At 70.4% G+C, this 19,526-nt stretch carries 16 protein-coding genes; 6 read left to right on the forward strand and 10 right to left on the reverse strand.

What is annotated here, in order from left to right; genetic code table 11:
• Positions 1-58: 58 nt before the first annotated feature.
• On the forward strand, positions 59-1,282 hold the full coding sequence (locus tag HEB94_RS21750) for an NADP-dependent isocitrate dehydrogenase (RefSeq protein ID WP_192751602.1): 1,224 nt from the start codon (positions 59-61) through the stop codon (positions 1,280-1,282).
• A 103-nt stretch (positions 1,283-1,385) separates the two neighbouring features.
• Here HEB94_RS21750 and HEB94_RS21755 read toward each other — a convergent pair whose 3' ends face one another.
• From HEB94_RS21755 to galT, 6 genes are all read right to left on the reverse strand, one after another.
• The gene (locus tag HEB94_RS21755; protein WP_192751603.1) at positions 1,386-2,819 is read right to left on the reverse strand and encodes an arylsulfatase; all 1,434 of its coding nucleotides are present in this window, start codon (positions 2,817-2,819) and stop codon (positions 1,386-1,388) included.
• Positions 2,820-2,975: 156 nt separating this feature from the next.
• Complete coding sequence (locus HEB94_RS21760; protein WP_192751604.1) at positions 2,976-4,070, reverse strand: mandelate racemase/muconate lactonizing enzyme family protein; 1,095 nt, start codon at positions 4,068-4,070, stop codon at positions 2,976-2,978.
• Positions 4,071-4,600: 530 nt separating this feature from the next.
• On the reverse strand, positions 4,601-5,611 hold the full coding sequence (locus HEB94_RS21765; RefSeq protein ID WP_192751605.1) for a formylglycine-generating enzyme family protein: 1,011 nt from the start codon (positions 5,609-5,611) through the stop codon (positions 4,601-4,603).
• A gap of 15 nt (positions 5,612-5,626) precedes the next feature.
• Positions 5,627-6,766, reverse strand: coding sequence for a galactokinase (gene galK / locus HEB94_RS21770; RefSeq protein WP_192751606.1), 1,140 nt, complete (start codon positions 6,764-6,766; stop codon positions 5,627-5,629).
• Positions 6,763-7,725 carry a UDP-glucose 4-epimerase GalE gene (gene galE / locus HEB94_RS21775; RefSeq protein ID WP_192751607.1) on the reverse strand — a complete coding sequence of 321 codons (963 nt, stop codon included), beginning with the start codon at positions 7,723-7,725 and terminating at the stop codon, positions 6,763-6,765. The genes galK and galE overlap by 4 nt, the downstream gene beginning before the upstream one ends.
• The gene (gene galT / locus HEB94_RS21780; protein ID WP_192751608.1) at positions 7,722-8,936 is read right to left on the reverse strand and encodes a galactose-1-phosphate uridylyltransferase; all 1,215 of its coding nucleotides are present in this window, start codon (positions 8,934-8,936) and stop codon (positions 7,722-7,724) included. Before galT ends, galE begins: the two co-directional genes overlap by 4 nt.
• Before the next feature lie 233 nt (positions 8,937-9,169).
• On the opposite strand from galT, the gene HEB94_RS21785 reads away from it, so the two are divergent.
• The 3 genes from HEB94_RS21785 (at position 9,170) to HEB94_RS21795 (ending at position 12,444) form a co-directional block, all read left to right on the forward strand.
• Positions 9,170-10,639, forward strand: coding sequence for a hemolysin family protein (locus HEB94_RS21785; protein ID WP_238361592.1), 1,470 nt, complete (start codon positions 9,170-9,172; stop codon positions 10,637-10,639).
• Positions 10,640-10,875: 236 nt separating this feature from the next.
• Positions 10,876-11,886 carry a tryptophan--tRNA ligase gene (gene trpS, locus HEB94_RS21790; protein WP_192751609.1) on the forward strand — a complete coding sequence of 337 codons (1,011 nt, stop codon included), beginning with the start codon at positions 10,876-10,878 and terminating at the stop codon, positions 11,884-11,886.
• A 9-nt stretch (positions 11,887-11,895) separates the two neighbouring features.
• The gene (locus HEB94_RS21795; protein ID WP_192751610.1) at positions 11,896-12,444 is read left to right on the forward strand and encodes a 2'-5' RNA ligase family protein; all 549 of its coding nucleotides are present in this window, start codon (positions 11,896-11,898) and stop codon (positions 12,442-12,444) included.
• A 31-nt stretch (positions 12,445-12,475) separates the two neighbouring features.
• Here the strand turns inward: HEB94_RS21795 and HEB94_RS21800 are convergent, their stop codons facing one another.
• Together HEB94_RS21800 and HEB94_RS21805 are read right to left on the reverse strand one after the other, a co-directional pair.
• On the reverse strand, positions 12,476-13,111 hold the full coding sequence (locus HEB94_RS21800) for a response regulator (RefSeq protein ID WP_192751611.1): 636 nt from the start codon (positions 13,109-13,111) through the stop codon (positions 12,476-12,478).
• Positions 13,108-14,337 carry a sensor histidine kinase gene (locus HEB94_RS21805; RefSeq protein ID WP_192751612.1) on the reverse strand — a complete coding sequence of 410 codons (1,230 nt, stop codon included), beginning with the start codon at positions 14,335-14,337 and terminating at the stop codon, positions 13,108-13,110. The genes HEB94_RS21800 and HEB94_RS21805 overlap by 4 nt, the downstream gene beginning before the upstream one ends.
• A 141-nt stretch (positions 14,338-14,478) precedes the next feature.
• On the opposite strand from HEB94_RS21805, the gene HEB94_RS21810 reads away from it, so the two are divergent.
• Positions 14,479-15,579, forward strand: a complete 1,101-nt coding sequence (locus HEB94_RS21810) for a YihY/virulence factor BrkB family protein (RefSeq protein WP_192751613.1) — start codon at positions 14,479-14,481, stop codon at positions 15,577-15,579.
• Between the two features lie 33 nt (positions 15,580-15,612).
• Here the strand turns inward: HEB94_RS21810 and HEB94_RS21815 are convergent, their stop codons facing one another.
• Positions 15,613-16,695 (reverse strand): IS630 family transposase, encoded by a 1,083-nt coding sequence (locus tag HEB94_RS21815; protein WP_202896425.1) that lies wholly within the window; start codon positions 16,693-16,695, stop codon positions 15,613-15,615.
• Positions 16,696-16,944: 249 nt separating this feature from the next.
• Between HEB94_RS21815 and HEB94_RS21820 the strand changes: the two genes are divergently transcribed.
• Positions 16,945-18,228, forward strand: coding sequence for an IS701 family transposase (locus tag HEB94_RS21820; protein ID WP_192756600.1), 1,284 nt, complete (start codon positions 16,945-16,947; stop codon positions 18,226-18,228).
• A 47-nt stretch (positions 18,229-18,275) separates the two neighbouring features.
• Here the strand turns inward: HEB94_RS21820 and HEB94_RS21825 are convergent, their stop codons facing one another.
• On the reverse strand, positions 18,276-19,517 hold the full coding sequence (locus tag HEB94_RS21825) for a D-alanyl-D-alanine carboxypeptidase family protein (protein ID WP_192751614.1): 1,242 nt from the start codon (positions 19,515-19,517) through the stop codon (positions 18,276-18,278).
• Positions 19,518-19,526 lie beyond the last annotated feature (9 nt).

Raw genomic sequence — 19,526 nt, forward strand, 5'->3', positions numbered from 1 at the left:
GAGGCCGTCCGGGAAGCCACCCGCACACCCGTCCACGATCCGGCCGGAGGAGCCCCCCTTGTCCAAGATCACCGTGAAGAACCCGGTCGTCGAGCTTGACGGCGACGAGATGACCAGGGTCATCTGGAAGGAGATCAAGGAGCAGCTGGTGCTGCCCTATCTCGACCTCCAGCTCGACTACTACGACCTCGGCATCGAGCACCGGGACGCGACCGACGACCAGGTCACCGTCGATGCCGCCAACGCCATCAAGCGGCACGGCGTCGGCGTCAAGTGCGCCACGATCACGCCGGACGAGGCGCGCGTCGAGGAGTTCGGCCTGAAGAAGATGTGGCGGTCGCCGAACGGCACGATCCGCAACATCCTCGGCGGTGTGGTCTTCCGCGAGCCGATCATCATCAGCAACGTGCCTCGCCTGGTGCCTGGCTGGACGAAGCCGATCATCATCGGCCGTCACGCGCACGGCGACCAGTACAAGGCGACCGACTTCGTGGTTCCCGGCCCGGGCAAGCTCACCGTCACCTACACCCCCACCGACGGCAGCGCCCCGATGGAGTTCGAGGTCGCGGAGTACCCCGCCGGCGGCGTCGCGATGGCGATGTACAACTTCGACGACTCGATCCGGGACTTCGCCCGCGCCTCGCTCAACTACGGTCTGCAGCGCGGCTACCCGGTCTACCTCTCGACGAAGAACACCATCCTCAAGGCCTACGACGGTCGCTTCAAGGACCTGTTCGCCGAGGTGTTCGAGTCGGAGTTCAAGGGCAAGTTCGAAGAGGCCGGCATCACCTACGAGCACCGGCTGATCGACGACATGGTGGCCCAGGCCCTGAAGTGGGAGGGCGGCTTCGTCTGGGCGGCCAAGAACTACGACGGTGACGTCCAGTCCGACACCGTGGCCCAGGGCTTCGGCTCGCTCGGCCTGATGACGAGCGTGCTGCTGACGCCGGACGGCCAGACCGTCGAGGCCGAGGCGGCGCACGGCACCGTGACGCGGCACTACCGGCAGTGGCAGAAGGGCCAGAAGACCTCCACCAACCCGATCGCGTCGATCTTCGCCTGGACGCGGGGGCTGGCACACCGGGGTCACCTGGACGGCACGCCGGAGGTGACGGCGTTCGCGCAGACGCTGGAGCAGGCCTGCATCGACACCGTCGAGAGCGGCAAGATGACCAAGGACCTCGCGCTCCTGGTCGGCGGCGACACCGAGTGGCTCACGACCGACGAGTTCTTGGGCGCCCTCGCGGAGACCCTCGCCGCGAAGGTGAAGGCGGCCAACTGAGGCACCGCCCAGGGGCGCCGACGTAGCCGCGCCTCCGTTCCACTCTCACGTCACCCACCTGGTTCTCCGGACCAGGTGGGTGACGCCGTTTCGGGCGCCAGCCTCAGCGGGGGAGGAGGGTGAGTGGCGGCTGGGCGGGTACCAGCAGGCCGTTCTTGACGTACCCCTCGGGTCGCCCGCGCAGTTCCTCGACGAGGGTCCGCCGCCAGCGGTGGAGATCGTCGGCGTACGACGGGTCGTCGGATCGGTCGCGCAACTCCTGCGGGTCCACGGCCAGGTCGAACAACTGCTCCCGGCCCGGACCGGACTGCCAGACGTACTTCTGCCGGCCGTCGGTGAGCCACTGCAGGGACTGGCCGAGCAGCGCGTGCTCGCCGTGCAGGTACGGACGCCAGTCGGTCGGCCGCTCGTCCCGCGCCAGGCCGAGCAGGCTGCGGCCCTCCACCGTGTCCGGGATGTCCAGGCCGGCGCAGTCGAGCAGCGTCGGCATCACGTCGCGGAGTTCGACGACCTCCTCCCGGCGGACGCCCCGTCCGGTCCCTGGCCCGGCGAGCAGGAAGGGGATGCGCGCCGACCCCTCGTACGGGAAGCCCTTCCGGAAGAGGTGGTGGTCGCCGAGCATCTCGCCGTGGTCGGAGACGAAGCAGACGTAGGTGTCCTTGTCGAGTTCGAACTCCGCGAGCGCCTCGAGGAAGCGGTTGATCTGCAGGTCGATGTGCGCCATGTGCCCGTAGTAGCCGGCCCTGGCCCGTTGCAGGACGTGCGGCGGGAACTGGGCGACGAAGGCGTCGTGGCGGTGGTCCTCGCGGTGGTCGGCGTACTGCTCCCACCAGTCGCCCACCGGCGGCTCGTACGGCGGCGCGTGGAGGTACTGCTCGAACGCCCAAGCCGGCGGGTCGAACGGCGGGTGCGGCCGGTGGAACGACAGGTAGAGGAAGAACGGCGCGGTCGGGTCGCGCCGGTACAGCCAGGAGATCGCCTGGGTGCCGATCCACGTGGTCGGGTGCAGGGCCTCGTCCTTGTCCCAGGGCCGGGCGACGTAGGAGTTGCAGTTGACGCCGTGGTCGAAGTAGTCCGAGACCGCGCTCTGGCCGGCCTGCTCCCGTAGCCAGGGAACGTAGTCGTCGTAGCTCTCGACCGGGCGGGACCGGCGCCGGCCGTAGTGCATGTAGCCGTCGTGCAGGATCACGTCGTCGAACCCGAGCCGGGCCCGGGTCGGCGTGTAGTGCATCTTGCCGATCGCCTGCGTCTGGTACCCGTTGCGGCGGAACTCGCCGGGCAGGGTCGTGTCGACGTCGAACTCCACCCCGTCCTGGTAGCCGACCCGGCGATGGGTCCGCTGGGACAGGCCGGTCATCAGCGCCATCCGGGCGGGCACACAGGTCGGGGTCGCGGAGTACGCGCGGGGAAAACGCGCGCCACGCAGCGCGAGTGCGTCGAGGTGTGGGGTGTGCAGAACGGGATGCCCCTCGATCGACAGGCAGTCACCGCGCCACTGGTCGACGCAGATCAGAACGACGTTGGGTCGATCGCTCATGCGGGTCTCCTCGCGAAGGTACGGCGGGTACAGCGAACGCGGCGAACGCGGCGAACGCGGCGAACGCGGCCGACCTCGACGGACTCCACACCGCGGCACGCGGGCCGCGGGGGCGTCCCGCGCTCCCCACGGGGAGTCCGTCGAGGTCTCTGCTGCTCAGCCGACGGTCGAGACCTCGCGGTGGGCGTCGCGGAGGAACTCCGGCGTGATCTCGACTCCCCAGCCAGGCGCCTGGGAGACGCGGACGCCGCCGTCCACGACCCGGAGTTCGGGCTCGAAGACACCGTGGGTCCACGGCGTGTCCTCGATGCTCCACTCGTGGTACTGGTGGCAGGCCGGCATCGACGCGGCGAGGTGCAGGGTGAACAGCTGCAGCATCGAGACGTTCGCGCAGTGCGGCGTACACGGGATGCCGGCGTCCTCGGCCATCCGCGCGACCCGGCGGGCACGGGCGACGCCACCCAGGTAGCCGATGTCGGGCTGGACGATGTCGACGGCGTGCATCTCGATCATCCGGCGGAACTGCGGCAGCGAGTTGTCCTGCTCACCGCCCGCGACCGGGATGTCGAGCGCGGCCGCGACCTGCGCGGTGTTCTCGATCAGCGGGTAGGGGCAGGGCTCCTCGAAGTGGGAGTAGCGGTTGTCCTCGAGGATCCGGCCCACCCGGATCGCCCGCGAGACCGTGAACCCGCTGTTGGCGTCGGCGTGGATGTCGAACTCGTCACCCATGGCGGAGCGGAGGTACGGGATGATCTTCTCGGTCCGTCCCGGCCAGGCGTCCCGGTCACGTGCCATCACGTCACCGATCCGGATCTTCGCGCAGCGGAACCCGTGCTCCTCCCGAAGCCGCTGCAGGCGCTCCGCCTCGTCCTCGGGGGTGATCTTGCGGCTCATGCTCGACGCGTACATCGGAACGAAGTCGCGCACCTGGCCGCCGAGCAGCTTGTAGACCGGCTGCCCGGTCGCCTTGCCGAGCAGGTCCCACAGCGCGGTGTCGATCCCACAGAGCGCGCGGTAGAGGAACGAGCTCGGGAACTTGTACTCCCCGCGCTCGCAGCGCTCGACCAGGGCCTCGAGGTCCCAGGGGTCCTGGCCGAGGAAGTAGGGCGCCGCCATCTCGTGCAGGGCGCGAACGGCGAGTCCAGCTCGGTAGGGCGCGGTCTGGCCGATCCCCTCCACACCGTCGTCGGTCCGGATCCGTACGATCGCGAACTGGTCGGCGAGGAACGTTTCGATGCTTTCGATCTTCATCGGTGGTTCGGCCTCTCCTTTGGCACTCGTTGTGGGCAGGCCGTGGCACGTCCGTGGCCTGCCGGACCCGTCCATTCGAGCGGTACGCCGGGGCCACCGGGAAGGGTGACGTCCCCTTCAGGACGGCCAACCCCGGCGTCGGGTGGCGCACGGCGGCTCGGCCCTCAGTGCTGCCCGGGCTCCGCGTCGAACGGGCAGCCGGCGAGCTCCCAGCCTGGGTCGAGGGCGATGCCGAGCGTGGCCAGGACGTGCGGGTGGATGTCGGGCCTGTGCTGGCCAGGCGGGCGGGTCGGTCGGCACGGTACTCCGGCCGGCGCCGGGTTCGTGGGCGACGATGTCGGGTCCGCCGAAGTAGACGAACGCGGCGGCCACGTCCTCCCGCGCCAGCACCTTCACGGCGTCGGCGGTGATCAGCTCCTCGGCGTTCTCCCACGCGCCCAGGTCGTGGTCCGGGTCCCGGAGCGGGACGTACCCACCGCCGAGGAAGACGGGCGCGCCCGTCCGGCATGGGTGCTCCCTGGTGGCCTCGGTCAGGGGAGGTCGGCGGCGCAGCGGAAGCCGAGGTTGCCGCTGGCGCTGTCCGGTGTGTTGCTGGTGCGGGCGGCGACGCGGTAGCGGTTGCAGTAGGACTCGTGGCACAGGTAGCTCCCGCCCCGCATGACCCGGGTGTCGCCGTCGGGAGGTCCGAGCGGGTCGACCCGCGTCTCCGGCCGGTCGGCCGCGTGCCAGGTGGTGCTCCACCGGTCGGCGCACCACTCCCACACGTTGCCCGCCACCTCGTACAGTCCGAACCCGTTGGGCGCGAAGGACTTCACCGGTGCCGTTCCGATGTGGCCGTCCTCGGTGGTGTTGACGCGCGGGAACTGTCCCTGCCAGATGTTGCAGCGCCAACGTCCGCGCGGGGTGAGGTCGTCGCCCCAGGCGTACTTCGCCCGAGCCAGGCCACCACGCGCGGCTCGTTCCCACTCGGCCTCGGTCGGCAGGCGCTTGCCGGCCCAGCGGGCGTAGGCGTAGGCGTCCCGCCAGGACACGTGGACGACCGGGTGCTGCGGTCGGGTGCTGATGTCGCTGCCCGGGCCTTCCGGCGTACGCCAGGTCGCGCCGGTGACGGCGAGCCACCACGGCGCACCCGGCACGCTCGCGTCCATGACGTGGCGGCGTTGCCGCGGCCCGACGAACAGGTGGAAGACGAACGACCAGTCGAAGCGCTCGGCGTCGGTGACGTACCCGGTGGCCTTGACGAACGCCCCGAACTGCCGGTTGGTGACGGCTGTCTCGTCGAGGAGGTAACCCGAGACCCGGACCGGGCGGACCGGGCCCTCACCGTCGTCGGGGAAGGCGTCGGGGTCGGCGCCCCCCATGAGGAACTCACCCGCGGGGATGGCGACCATGCCGCGGGCGACCTGACGAGGGTCACCCGCGGGCACCTGGAACGCCAGCGCCGCGTCGAGGTCGGCGGTCGGGTCGGGGTTCGGCTCCGTCCCGGACGTCGAGGACGTGGACGTGTCCTGGCCGGCGGAGGGGCTGCAGCAGCTCGACATGGGCGAATCGCGGCCTCAGGTGATCCGACGGGCGCCGGCGGAGGGCTGGGCGACGAAGGCGGCGGGTGCGCCGAACCCGGCGCCCGCGAACGCCTCGGCCACGCGGCGGGCGACCACTTCGCCCGCGTCGGCCTGGACGAGGGCGATCACGCAACCCCCGAAGCCGCCACCGGTCATCCGAGCTCCGAGCGCGCCGGCGTCCAACGCCGCTTCGACAGCCTTGTCGAGTTCGGGCACCGTCACCTCGAAGTCGTCGCGCAACGACTCGTGGGACGCCGTGAGCAGCGGCCCGATGGTGTCGGGGCTGCCGCCGCGCAGCCGGGCCACCGTCTCCAGGACGCGGGCGTCCTCGGTCACGACGTGCCGGACACGCTTGCGGCTCACCTCGTCGTCGAGGCGCGCCAACGCCTCCTCGAGACCGTCGGGCTCGATGTCGCGCAGCGCGGTGATGCCGAGGGCCGCGGCCGCCTCCTCGCAGGCACGCCGGCGCGCGGCGTACTCACCGTCGACGAGCTGGTGCGGTGCGCGGGTGTCGACGACGAGCAGGGCGAGGCCGTGGGTACCGAGGTCGAACGGCACCTGCTCGGTCACCAGCGTCCGGGTGTCGAGGAAGAGGACGTGCTCCCGCTCACACAGCAGCGAGGCGGACTGGTCCATGATCCCGCAGGGCATCCCGACGAAGTCGTTCTCGGCCCGCTGGGCCAGCCGGGCCATCGCGGCCGGCTCCACGTCGAGGTCGTAGAGGTCCTTGATCGCGAGCGCCGTGGCGCACTCCAGCGCGGCGGAGGAGGACAGCCCGGCCCCCGGCGGCACGTCGCCGTCCACGAGGATGTCCAGCCCACCGACCTCGTGGCCCGCCTCCCGCAGGGACCACACCACGCCGGCGACGTAGGCGGCCCAGCCGGTCACGGACCCGGGCGCGAGTGTGTCTACCCGCGTCTCGACCCGGCCGTCGGCCTGGCGCGAGGCCATCCGGAGCAGGCCGTCCGATCGCTTCGCCACCGCCGCCACCACGCCCTGGGGCAGGGCGAGGGGGAGCACGAAGCCGTCGTTGTAGTCGGTGTGCTCGCCGATCAGATTGACCCGGCCGGGCGCGGCCCAGGTGCCGTCGGCCCGCCCGCCGAGTGTCGACTCGAACGCCGAAAGGAGACTCACCGTGCCGTCCCTCCATGCTGCTGTCGATAGGCCCAGGCATCCGCGACCATCGTGGTGAGGTCGCGGCCGGGCACCCAGCCGAGTTCGGCCGCGGCCCGGTCGTACGACGCGACGAGCGAGGGTGGATCGCCCGCCCGCCGGGGCGACTCCACCACGGGGACCGGGTGGCCGGTCACCTTGCGGACGGCCTCCAGCACCTCCTGGACCGTCGACCCCGTACCGGTGCCCAGGTTGCAGACGAGGTGCCGCCCCGGCGTCGCCTTCGCCAGGGCCCGCAGGTGGGCGTCGGCGAGGTCGACCACGTGGAGGTAGTCGCGGACGGCGGTGCCGTCGCGGGTCGGGTAGTCGGTGCCGAACACCTGCGCGTGCGGGCGCTCACCGGCCGCGACCGCGAGGAGGTTCGGGATCAGATGCGTCTCGGGGTCGTGGCGCTCGCCGTGACCCCGGTAGGCGCCTGCCACGTTGAAGTAGCGCAGGCTGACCGCGGCGAGGCCGTAGGCGCGTGCCTCACCCTCCAGCATCCGGTCGACGGACAGCTTGGAGGCGCCGTAGGGGTTCGTCGGCACCGGCGGGGTGTCCTCGGTGATCGGCATCCGGGCGGGTGCGCCGTAGGTCGCCGCAGTCGAGGAGAAGACGATCCGGCGGACCTCCGCCGCGCGCATCGCGTCGAGCAGGGCGAGCGTGCCGCCGACGTTCGTCCGCCAGTACAGGTCCGGCTTTTCCACCGACTCGCCGACGACCGACTTCGCGGCGAAGTGGAGGACGCCGTCGTAGGAGGGGTCGAGGACGTCGCCCGCCTCGTCGATCCGGCCCTCATGGAACGTCGCACCCTCCGGAACGCCGTCCCGGTGCCCCGTGGACAGGTCGTCGAGGACCGTGACCTCGTGGCCGGCCTCGAGCAGCAGAGTCGCGACGATGCCGCCGATGTAGCCGGCGCCACCGGTGACCAGGAGCTTCATCGTGCACCTTCCTCGACCGGGCCGACCTCGTCCATCAGTCCCCGCAGCCGGGCGGCGATGTCCTCGGGTCGTACGTCGTTGATCCAGACCCCCATCGCGGACTCCGAGCTCGCGAGGTACTTGAGCTTGTTCGCGGCACGTCGGATCGAGAACACCTGCAGGTGCAGCGCGGCGAGGTCGCGGTCGAGGTGCACAGGCGCCTGGTGCCAGGAGGAGATGTAGGGGAGCGGTACGCCGGCCGGGGCGGGCGTACCGGTCGACGCCGGCGCCGGTCCGCCGGGCGGCGGAGTCGGGGCGGCTCCCTCGGGGACGAAGTAGCGGTCGAGTGCCCGCAGCACGCGGAGGTAGAGCGGGCCGAAGTCGTCCCGTTCGGCGTCGTTGAGCGCGGGCAGGTCAGGCACCCGGCGGTGCGGGTAGAAGTGCACCTCGACCGGCCAGCGGGCCGCGGCGGGGACGAACGCCGTCCAGTGGGCGGTCTGGGCGACCACCCGGACCTGGGCGGAGCGCTCGGCGGCGAGGACGTCCTCGAAGAGGTTGCGGGACGTGCGGTAGGCGTAGGCCCGAGCGGAGTCCAGCATCCGCCGCGTCCGTGGGGTCACGAACGGGTAGGCGTAGATCTGCCCGTGCGGATGGTGCAGGGTGACACCGATCTCCTCGCCGCGGTTCTCGAAGCAGAAGACCTGCTCCACACCCGGCACGGCGCTGAGCTCGGAGGTCCGGTCGACCCAGGCCTCCATGACGGTCCGGACCCGGGACGGGGTGAGCGACCCGAACGCCAGGCCGTGGTCGGAGGTGAAGCAGACCACCTCGCACCGTCCCACACCGGGCCGGCGGGCGAACAGGTCACCGTCGGGGCCCCCGGCGGCCGAGCCGTTCGCGCTCGCGACCCCGGTGACGGCGGCCTCCATGGCGAAGGAGGGGAAGCGGTTCTCGAAGACCACCACGTCGTAGGCGCTGTCGGGGATCTCCGAAGGGTGACCCGGCCTGGACGGGCACAGCGGGCACTGGTCGGCCGGGGGCAGGAAGGTGCGGGACTGGCGGTGCGCGGCCACCGCGACCCACTCGTCGAGGAGGGCGTCGTAGCGCAGCTCCGAGCCGGGCGAGCGGGGCCCGAGGTCTCGCTGGTCGACGGCGTCGCGGGCGAGGCCGTCGGACTCGTCGAAGTAGATCAGTTCCCGCCCGTCGGCCAACCGGGTCGTCGTCTTCTTCATCCCTGCCCGTCTCCACCTACGCCGTCGGCCTGGTCGACGTAGGCACGAAACCGGAGCGGTCGCGCGTACGTCGGAGAAACCCTAGCGTCGTGCCCAGGAGGCCGGCGCCGTGCGGGTGCGGTGTGCGGATGCTCCTGAAGGGAGTCGTTAGTGTTGTTCGCATGGCGAAAACCTGCGGTCCGGCCTGCCATACCCGGCGACCGCGTAACCTCTGAGTCCGCGGTGACGTGCCCATGAACGGCGTTCTGGCCAACATCGCGCTCGCGCTCGTGTTTGTCCTGATCGGTGGCGTTTTCGCCGCCGCGGAGATGGCCCTCGTCTCGTTGCGTGAGGGTCAGGTCAAGTCACTCGCCCAACGCGGCCGGCGCGGCGAGGTGATCGCCCGCCTCACCAGCGACCCCAACCAGTTCCTGTCCGCCGTCCAGATCGGCGTCACGCTCTCGGGCTTCCTGGCGTCGGCGTTCGCGGGTGCCAACCTCTCCTCCGACCTCGCCCCGGTCCTGCAGCGGATCGGGGTGCCGAAGGGCGCCTCGGAGCCGGTGGCCCTGGTCCTGATCACGATCGCGGTGTCCTACGTCTCGATCGTGCTCGGCGAGCTCGCGGCCAAGCGGCTCGCGCTGCAGCGGGCAGAGTCGGTGGCCTCGGCCCTGGCGCCGATGATCGCCCGGATCGCCGTCCTGGCCCGGCCGGTCATCTGGTTCCTGTCCAAGTCGACCAACGTCGTCGTCCGCCTGCTCGGCGGAGACCCCAACGTCGGCCGCGAGCAGATGAGTGACGAGGAGCTTCGCGAACTCGTCTCGGCGCACGAGACGCTCGGTGAGGAGGAGCGGGCGATCGTCGACGAGGTGTTCGCCGCGGGCACCCGCCAGCTCCGCGAGGTGATGCTGCCGCGTACCGAGACCGACTTCCTGGACGCGTCGACGCCCGTCTACAAGACGGTCAAGCTGGTGATCGAACGGCCGCACTCCCGCTACCCGGTGGTGCGTGGCTCGGCCGACGACGTCGTGGGTTTCGTCCACGTCCGTGACCTGCTCAACCCGGAGGTCGCCACCCGGTCGGTCCGGGTCGGTGACCTCGCCCGTGACGTGCTGTTCCTGCCCGGTACCAAGCGGGTGCTCCCGGCGATGTCGGAGATGCGCGCGACGAGCAACCACCTCGCGATCGTGCTCGACGAGTACGGCGGTACGGCCGGCATCGTGACGCTCGAGGACCTCGTGGAGGAGCTCGTCGGGGACATTCGGGACGAGTACGACACGGTGGAGGAGGCGCATTCCCGCCGCCTGCTGTCCGGTGACGTCGAGGTCGACGGCCGACTGAGCCTGGACGACTTCGCCGACGAGACCGGGGTCACCATCCCGGACGGGCCCTACGAGACGGTCGCGGGCTTCGCGGTCTCCCTCCTCGGCCACGTGCCGCAGGCCGGCGAGGAGGTCGAGTTCGACGGACACCGGTTCCGGGTCGTCGAGATGGACGGTCGGCGGGTGGCACGACTGCGCTTGACGCTGCAGGCGGGTCCGTCGGACCACCACGACGGCGACCAGCCCGGCGACCAACCCGGCGAACCCGGCGAACCTCGCGAGTCGGACGACGGCGAGGCGTCGGCGGAGCGGGCGGGGGAGCGGAGGGGGCCCGACCCGGGATCCTCCGGCTCTCAGAACGGCGGTGAGCCGGCGAGGACCGCGGACGCGAAGGGCGGCACCTGAGGGTCCGCGACACTGCGTGGCGGTGCGGTCCCGGAATCTCAGGGTGGGGAGTAAGTAACCGCAGGTCACGGGGTGGAGTGAGGGCGCGTCGACGCGGGCGTTCACGCGGTCGAGCAGGCCCGGATCGGCGTCGGAACCGCGCCGGACAGTGATCATCCAGTATGCAGTACGCCCCGGCCGGGCCGGGTGTGGACTGGTCGCCCGCTCCGCCGAGGAGGGCTGGCACAATTCAGTGCATGTCGCGACCGCGCGTGTTCTCGGGCATCCAGCCCACCGCCGACTCCTTCCACCTGGGCAACTACCTGGGGGCCGTTCGGCAGTGGGTCGGTATGCAGGACGATCACGACGCGTTCTACTGCGTGGTCGACCTGCACGCGATCACCGTGGGGCATGACCCGGCCCTGCTGCGGGAGCGGAGCCTGCGCTCCGTCGCCCAGCTGCTCGCGGCCGGTCTCGACCCTGACCGGTGCACGCTGTTCGTCCAGAGCCACGTCGCCGAGCACACCCAGCTGGCCTGGATCCTCGGCTGCCTGACCGGCTTCGGCGAAGCCAGCCGGATGACGCAGTTCAAGGACAAGACCCAGCGTCAGGGCACCGAGGGCGCCACCGTCGGGCTGTTCACCTACCCGGTGCTGATGGCCGCCGACATCCTGCTCTACCAGACCGACCAGGTCCCGGTCGGTGAGGACCAGCGCCAGCACCTCGAGCTGAGCCGTGATCTCGCCCAGCGCTTCAACAGCAGGTACGGCGACACCTTCCGAATCCCCGAGGCCTACATCCTCAAGGAGACGGCCAAGATCTACGACCTGCAGGACCCGACAGCCAAGATGAGCAAGTCCGCCTCGACACCGGGCGGCATCATCGAGCTGCTGGACGACCCGAAGGTCTCCGCCAAGCGCATCCGCAGCGCCGTCACCGACTCCGGCCGCGAGATCCGGTTCGACCACGACCAGAAGCCTGGCGTCTCCAACCTCCTCACCATCCTGTCCGCGCTCACCGAGCAGTCGGTGCCCGCGCTCGAGGAGCACTACGTCGGCGGTCGCGGCTACGGCGACCTCAAGCGCGACGTCGCTGACGCGGTGGTGGAGTTCGTGACGCCGTTCCGGGAGCGCACGCTCGCGCTGCTGGAGGACCCGGAGAGTCTCGACAACATCCTCGCGCGGGGAGCCGAGCGCGCACGCGCGGTGGCCGCGGAGACCCTTCGCGAGGCCGAGGACCGGCTCGGCTTCATCGTGGCGAAGCGTTAGGCGTCGCCCGTGCGCACGATTGGCGTAGCCGTCGCGATTCCCGAGCCATACGGCGGCGAGCTGCAGCGCTGGCGCGCGGCACTGGGCGACCCGCTGGCCGAGGGCATTCCCACCCACGTGACCCTGCTGCCGCCGACCGAGGTCGACGACGACCTGATGGACGGGATCGAACGCCATCTGCTGGCGGTGGCCGAGACCTCCCGTCCGTTCGCGATGCGCCTGCACGGCACCGCGACGTTCCGGCCGGTGTCCCCGGTTGTCTTCGTCGCGGTCGCGGAGGGCATCTCCTCCTGCGAACGCCTCGCCAACGGCGTCCGCAGCGGGCCCCTCGAGCGCGAGCTCGCCTTCCCTTACCACCCGCACGTCACCATCGCCCATGACCTGCCCGAGCACGTGCTCGACAAGGCCTACGAGGCGTTGGACGGCTACGCGTGCGCCTTCAACGTGCAGGCGTTCAGCCTCTTCGAGCACGGCAACGACTCGGTGTGGCGGCCCCAGCGCGACTTCGCCCTCGGCGGACCGTTGCCGGGTCCGATGCCGTCCGAGGCCGCCGGCTGACCTCGCGAAGCCGACGTTCCGGCCGCGGTACTCAGTGCGGCGTGACGAATCCCGACTCGTACGCCGCGATCACGGCCTGGGTGCGGTCCCGCGCCCCGAGCTTGCTCAGGATGTTGCCCATGTGCGTCTTCACCGTCTCGGTGCTGACGTACAACTTCGCGGCGATCTCGGCGTTCGACAGGCCGGTCGCGACCAGGCGCAGCGTCTCCGCCTCGCGCTCGGTGAGGGGGAGCGGAGCCCGCGAGGAACCGTGCCGCGCCGCCAGGCCGCGGATCGCGGCGGGAAAGAGCAGCGAGTCACCCTCGGCGACCAGCCGGATCGCCCGCAGCATCTCCACCGGCCGGGTGCGCTTGAGCAGGAACCCGGAGGTGCCCGCTCGCAGCGCCTCGTAGACGTACTCGTCGTTCTCGAACGTCGTCACGACCAGGATCTTCGGTGGTTCGGCGACGGTGGTGAGCAGATGCCGGGTGGCCTGTAGGCCGTCGACGCCTGGCATGCGTACGTCCATCAGCACGATGTCGGGGCGCAGCCGGCGGACGAGCGGCACGACCTCCGCGCCGTCCGCCGCCTCGCCGACCACGGTCAGGTCGTCCTCGGCGTCGAGGATCGCGCGCAGGCCACCCCGCACGAGGTCCTCGTCGTCGGCGATCAGGATGGCGATGGTCACAGGGGAACCTCCACGGCGACTCGCCAGCGTGCCCCGTCGACGCCGGCGCTGACCTGCCCACCGAGGCTCTCGACCCGTTCGGCGATTCCGGCCAGTCCGCGCCCGCCGCCGGGGGCGGGCGAGCGATCGGTGACGAGGGAGTTGGTGAGTTCGAGGGACAGGATGGACGGTCGTACGTCGATGCGTAGGCGGACCGGCACGGCGCCCGCGTGGCGGAGGGCGTTGGTGAGGCCCTCCTGCACGACCCGGTAGGCCTCCCGCGACACCACGGCCGGGAGGAGCGCCGGGTCGCCCGCGACCTCGGTGTCGACCACCAGGCCGCCGAGGCGGGCCTGGTCGAGCAGCCGGTCCAGGCCGGCCAGGTCAGGGGTCGGGGCGGTGCCCGAGGACTCCTCGCGGAGCAGCCCGAGTACGTGGTCGAGGTCGGCGAGGGCGGACCGCGCGGTCTCCTCGATGGCGCCGAGGGCCCGGGCGGCGAACGCGGGGTCGGTCTCGATCACTCGCCCGGCCGCCCCGGCCTGGATGGTCACCACGCTCAGCGCATGGCCGACCGAGTCGTGGAGCTCCCGCGCCAGCCGGTTGCGCTCCGCCAAGCGGGCGGTGCGGCGTTCCAGCTCGGCGAGCCGGTCCCTCGGCGACGGACCGAGGAGAGCCGGAGCCAGCCGGGCCAGACCACCGCCCGTGGCACGCGCCACCCCGACCAGGACGGCGAGCAGGACCAGCCCGAGCAGAGGGGGGAGCCAGGCAGGCAGGGACAGCGGCCAGGCGTCGCGAAACGCGCCCGGCCGCAGGTCGACGAACGGGCTCGCGACCAGTACGACGGTGGCGGGCGGCAGCGCGAGGGTCAGGGCGCTCACGACGGCGCCGGCGGCGAGGTGGACGACGTACCAGACCGCGGCCCGGGCCCGTCCACCGCGCGAGATCGGCGGACCTGGTGTGAGGGACGCCGCCCGCTCGCCGAGCAACAGCCGGGCGGCGCTGACCTCGAAGGTGCGCACTATCGAGAAGAACGCCGTCACCGCGACGAGCAGCAGGGACAGGCCGAAGGCGCGGAACTGGACGAGCAACCCGGCAGCGCTCGGCCCGCCGTTCGCGGCCTCGACGACGGTGAGCGCGACGAGGAAGTACGGCATGAGGACGGCGCCGCCGAGGACGAGGTGGAGCCAGCGCAGCCGGGCAGCGCGTCCGAGGTAGGGCCTGGCGACCCGGCTCAGCGCCTCCCACATGAGGAGATGGTGGCAGAGTTCGCGGCGAGGTGTTCGAAGCCACCGCGTCCGCGGCCGGCGTGAGGTCTCTCGACTCGCGTGAAGGCGAGCTTCCGGCGAAGCTGATCTTTGCCGTCGGCGCGAGGGGGGTAGCGGGAGACCATGAACGCTTCGCAGCTCAAGGAGCGCGGGAAGGACGTCTCGCGACTCAAGGAGCGCGGTCAGGCAGTCGTCGCGGGTGCCCGGGCCCGGTGGCCCTTCGTGGACCACTTCGCGCGGGCGCTGCTCCACTACAACTCCGTGATGGGGAGCCAGCTCGCCGCCGCCGCGACGTACTTCGCCTTCCTGTCGTTCTTTCCCCTGGTGGCGCTGCTGTTCGCCGCCGTCGGCTACGTCGTCGACTACGTGCCGAACGCGGAGGCGGCCGTCACGAGGGCGCTCGCCTCGGTCCTGCCCGGCATGATCGGCAGTGGCCCGGACCAGATCAACGTCAAGGGAATCGCGAGCCACAAGGCCGGCGTCGGTGTGATCGGCCTGTTGGTGCTGCTCTACTCCGGGCTGGGCTGGATCTCGGCGTTGCGGACGTCACTGCAGGCGGTGTTCGCCGTCGTGGCGGAGGAGAAGCGCAACTTCTTCCTGAACAAGCTCTTCGATCTGCTCGTCCTGGTCGTCGTGGGAATCGTGCTGATCGTCTCGGTCGGCCTGGGTACGTCGGTCACCGGTTTCACCGACACCGTGCTCCGCCTGCTCGGGCTCTCGCACATGCCCGGCATCGGGGTGGTGCTGCTGATCGCCGCCCTCCTGGTCGGTGTGGGGGCCAACACCGTGCTCTTCTTCACGCTCTACCGGCTGCTGCCCAAGCACGAGGTGCCGACCGGCTCCCTCTGGAAGGGGGCGCTGCTCGCCGGCATCGGCTTCGAGGTCCTCAAGCAGCTGGCGAGCCTGGTCATCAGCAGCGTCACGCAGAACCCGTTGTACGGCGCGTTCGCCATCATGATCGCCCTGTTGGTCTGGATCAACTACTTCGACCGGCTGGCCGTCCTCGGCGCAGCCTGGGCGGTGAGTGCGGTCGCGACCAAGGACCGCTCGGAGGTTTCGAGCCAGGACGGGCCGGGGGCGACGGCCGGGAGGCGTCCCACCGCGCGGCCCGGCGCCGGCCGTCGTGGTGCGCGGTCGGGGCAGGTCGTGTCGGCGGTGGTCGGTGCGCTCGCGGGCGCGGCGGCGATGGGATGGTGGAGCCGCCGAAGCCGCGACAGCGACTAGGACACGACCTAGTGTTGCGTGATTCTGGTCGCGTTATTTCGCGTTGTTGTCGACGAGTTTCTTGACGTTGGTCTGGACGAGGCGGACCTTCGCGAGGATCTCTTCGCTGGTAGCGGTCCAGGCGAACGGCTTCGCGTCGACGTTCCAGGTGTCGATGTAGTCCTTGATCTGCCTGATCAGCACGTTCACCGAGGTGAAGGTGCCGCGGCGGATCGCCTGGCGGGTCAGGATCCCGAACCACGTCTCGACCTGGTTGATCCAGCTCGATCCGACCGGGGTGAAGTGGAACTTGACGTGCGGATTCTCCTCCAGCCAGGCCTCCACCTCCGGCGTGGTGTGAGTGGACAGGTTGTCCAACACCACATGGACCTCTTTGCCCGCATGGGGTTTGACGGCCTTCTTCAAGAAGGCCAGGAAGTTCACCCCGTCCCGGGTCGGCCTGCACTCCCCGACGACCTGGCCGGTGCCCACATCCAGGGCTGCGAACAGGTTCGTGACACCGTGCCGCACGTAGTCGTGGGTGCGTTTCTCGGTGACCCCGAAGTCCAACGGCAGTAGCGGCTGGGTGCGGTCCAACGCCTGGATCTGTGTCTTCTCATCGATGGAGAGCACCACCGCACCACCGGGCGGGTCCAGATACAACCCGACCACGTCGGCGACCTTCTCCGCGAACGCGGGATCCTTGGACAACTTGAACGTGCCATGCCGGTGCGGCGCAAGCCCCTCCTCCCGCCACACCCGAGCCACATAGCCCCACGACACACAGATCCCCTCGACCCGCTTCAGATACCCAGCCAACCCACGGGTCGACCAGTGCGACAGCCCCGTCCCAGCCGGCGGAGAAGTCCTGGTCAACGCCACCACCCGAGCCCGCACCCGCGCAGGAACCTGCACCCGCGGCGCAGCCCGATCACGATCATCCAACCCGGCCACACCATGCTCGGCGTAGCGGCGGACCCACCGATCCACCGTCGGCAACGACACCCCCGCCAACTCCGCGATGTCCTTACGACGCCGCCCTTCCCCATGCCACAACACGATCCGCGCCCGAGTCGCCAGCACAGCCGACACATCCCGACTGTTCACCAACGCCCGCAACTCAGCGTCCTGCTCCACCGAAAGCTCCACACCGAGTCAACGAGCCACAACACGAAAAGTAACGCAACCAGAATCACGCAACACTAGTACTACAGCCGTAATTCGTGATCTCGGCTGGTCGGCGGAGTTTTGATGCTCGGCGTGTTGCTGTGACAGCGCGCGGCCGCCGCGACATTGTCTGCGTTTGTGAAGACGATAGACATTGAGGCGGCGGCCGCTGCTCTCAGCGTAGAGGTCGCTGGGTGGGAGCGGGAGTTGGACGCGCTGATGCGTCGGGTTGGGTCGTGCTTTGTCCGGCCGGAGACCGCTCGGACGGCGCGGGACGTGGTCGACGGTCTGCTTGCGGGCCTGCCCAGGGCTAACTGCTGGACGCTGGCTGAGCATGCCGGGCACCGCAGCCCGGATCGGATCCAGTATCTGCTCGGCCGGGCGGTCTGGGACGACGCGGCGGTGCGAAGTGAGTTGGCCGAGTACGTGGCGGCGAACCTGACCGACGGCGTGGATCCGGATCGGGTGGTGCTGGTGTTCGATGAGACAGGGGATCAGAAGAAGGGCAGCCACACGGTGGGGGTGCAGCGGCAGTACTCAGGCACGTGTGGTCGGATCGAGAACTGCCAGGTCGCGGTGTTCGCCACCCTGGCCAGCCCGCGCGGGCACGCGTTCATCGACGTCGGCCTGTACCTGCCCCAGTCCTGGACAACCGATCCGGGCCGGCTGGCGGAGGCCGGCGTGCCTGAAGATGTGGAGTTTCAGACCAAACCGCAGCTGGCGCTGGCCATGACCGACCGGGCGTTGGCCGCCGGCATCCTGCCCGGGTGGGTCAGCGCCGATGAGGCCTACGGCGACAATCCCCGACTGCGACAAGCCTTCGAGGAACGACACCTGAACTACGTCATGGCAGTCTCATGCGACACCCAGATCCCCACTCCAGCAGACACGAGCACCGGCACAGGCACCGGCAGAATGCGAGCCGATGAGTTCGCCGCGCAGTTACCGGCAACCGACTGGCACCTGGCCTCGGCCGGCAAAGGCAGCAAAGGCGAACGGCTCTACCACTGGGCCCTCACCCGTCTGGCAAACCTCAGCCGAGCTGGCTACCGGTGGCTGCTGGTCCGCCGCCATCCGGCCACCGGCGAACAGGCCTACTTCCTGTGCCATGCCACCACCGACGTCAGCCTGGCAAGACTGGCCACGGTCGCTGGAACTCGCTGGCGAATCGAGGAGAACATCCAAGTCGGCAAAGGGTGCGCCGCACTGGACGAGCACCAAGTCCGTACCTGGACCTCCTGGCACCGCTGGACCACCCTGGCCATGCTCGCCCACGCCTTCCTCGCCGTCCAAGCAGGCCCAGACAGCCATCCCGACCCCAGCAGAGCAATGGTTCCCCTAACCTGCAACGAGATCCGGCACCTCAGAGCCACCATCACCCACCCAAGCCACCCCCTAACCCACACCATCCGATGGAGCCGATTCCGCCGCCACCACCAACACCACGCCCGACTCTGCCACTACCGACGACGAAACCAAGATTACGAATTACGGCTGTACTAGGACACGACCTTGGGCACGACCTTGGACACGACCCGGGTGTGCCGGTGCTACGCGGGGCCACCCCGCCGCGAACGCACGTGGCTGTAGACGCGCATGCTCGCGAGGGCGACGAAGACGAAGCCGACCAGCCACAGCCAGATCGGCATCCGCTGGAGTTGTTCGGGGATCACCGCGGCGGAGGGCCGCATGTCCGAGGGCGCGGTCGCGGTGGCCGGCGACAGGGCCGGGTCTGGTGCGGTGGTGGCCTTCGGGCTGTCGGCGAGGCCGGGCTGGTGCGCAGGCGCTGTGGGCGTCGCACGTGCGGCGGCCTCGCGGGCGACGTCGTCGGCGCTGACGAGAGTGCCGACCGGCTTCACCTTGGCGCCGGCCGTGAAGCCCCAGTCGAGCAGGGTCGCGGCGCGTTGCCACGAGGGTGCTCCGGTGCTCATCAGTGTCACCACGAGGCGGCGGCCGTTCTGTTCGGCCGCGCCGACGAGGGTGTTCCGCGCCTTGGTCGTGTAGCCGTTCTTCACGCCGATCGCGCCGGGGTAGTGGCCGAGCAGTTTGTTGAGGTTCTGGATCTGGTACGTCTTGCCGTTTCGGCCCGGGAAGTTGTAGCGCAGCGTCGTGGCGTAGCGCCGGAAGTCCGACCGGGCCATGCCGGTACGGGCGATCAGGGCGAGGTCGTAGGCGGAGGACACCTGCCCGGGCTCGTCGAGGCCGCTGGTGTTGACGACGTGGGTGTCGAAGGCGCCGAGCCGGCGTGCCTCGTCGTTCATCATGCGTACGGCGGTCGGCACGCCACCGGCGGCGTTGCCGAGTGCGTTCGCGGCGTCGTTGCCGGAGGGCAGGAACAGGCCGTAGAAGAGTTGGTCGATCGTGTAGGCGCTGCCGGCTTCGATGCCCACCCGGCTCCCGATCATGTTGGCATCGGCCTGGGTCGCGGTGTAGCGAGCCCGCTTGTCGAGGCGGGGCAGGAGCGTGACCGCGGTGAGAGTCTTGAGGGTGCTCGCCGGCGGCCGGGCCAGGTGGGCGTTCTTGGCCGCGAGCACCTCGCCGGTGTCGAGGTCGGCCAGGACGTAGGAGGAGGCGTCCACGGCCGGAGGAACCTGCGCCGCCTTCGGGTCGACCACGACGCCCTTCGTGCCCAGTGCCAGGCCGCCGACGGGTCCGGTGAACGGGTTGTCGGGAGCGCGCCTGGTGGTGCTGGGTGAGGGGGCACCGGTGGGCGTCGGGGTGGGGGTCGGCGCCGTCTCGGCGTTGGCCGTGGTGACAGCGGGACCGAGAACCATGACCACGCCGAGGGCCATCGCGCCGAG

It is taken from the genome of Actinopolymorpha pittospori (genome assembly GCF_014873875.1).
GTDB classification, from domain to species: Bacteria; Actinomycetota; Actinomycetes; order Propionibacteriales; family Actinopolymorphaceae; genus Actinopolymorpha; species Actinopolymorpha pittospori.

Excerpts from the sequence above, each read along its gene's own strand:
- trpS (WP_192751609.1), top strand. The coding sequence starts at position 10,876 with ATGTCGCGACCGCGCGTGTTCTCGGGCATCCAGCCCACCGCCGACTCC.
- HEB94_RS21820 (WP_192756600.1), top strand. The coding sequence starts at position 16,945 with ATGCGTCGGGTTGGGTCGTGCTTTGTCCGGCCGGAGACCGCTCGGACG.
- HEB94_RS21785 (WP_238361592.1), top strand. The coding sequence starts at position 9,170 with ATGAACGGCGTTCTGGCCAACATCGCGCTCGCGCTCGTGTTTGTCCTG.
- HEB94_RS21765 (WP_192751605.1), bottom strand. The coding sequence starts at position 5,611 with ATGTCGAGCTGCTGCAGCCCCTCCGCCGGCCAGGACACGTCCACGTCC.
- HEB94_RS21825 (WP_192751614.1), bottom strand. The coding sequence starts at position 19,517 with ATGGCCCTCGGCGTGGTCATGGTTCTCGGTCCCGCTGTCACCACGGCC.
- HEB94_RS21755 (WP_192751603.1), bottom strand. The coding sequence starts at position 2,819 with ATGAGCGATCGACCCAACGTCGTTCTGATCTGCGTCGACCAGTGGCGC.
- galE (WP_192751607.1), bottom strand. The coding sequence starts at position 7,725 with ATGAAGCTCCTGGTCACCGGTGGCGCCGGCTACATCGGCGGCATCGTC.
- HEB94_RS21805 (WP_192751612.1), bottom strand. The coding sequence starts at position 14,337 with ATGTGGGAGGCGCTGAGCCGGGTCGCCAGGCCCTACCTCGGACGCGCT.
- galT (WP_192751608.1), bottom strand. The coding sequence starts at position 8,936 with ATGAAGAAGACGACGACCCGGTTGGCCGACGGGCGGGAACTGATCTAC.
- HEB94_RS21760 (WP_192751604.1), bottom strand. The coding sequence starts at position 4,070 with ATGAAGATCGAAAGCATCGAAACGTTCCTCGCCGACCAGTTCGCGATC.
- HEB94_RS21810 (WP_192751613.1), top strand. The coding sequence starts at position 14,479 with ATGAACGCTTCGCAGCTCAAGGAGCGCGGGAAGGACGTCTCGCGACTC.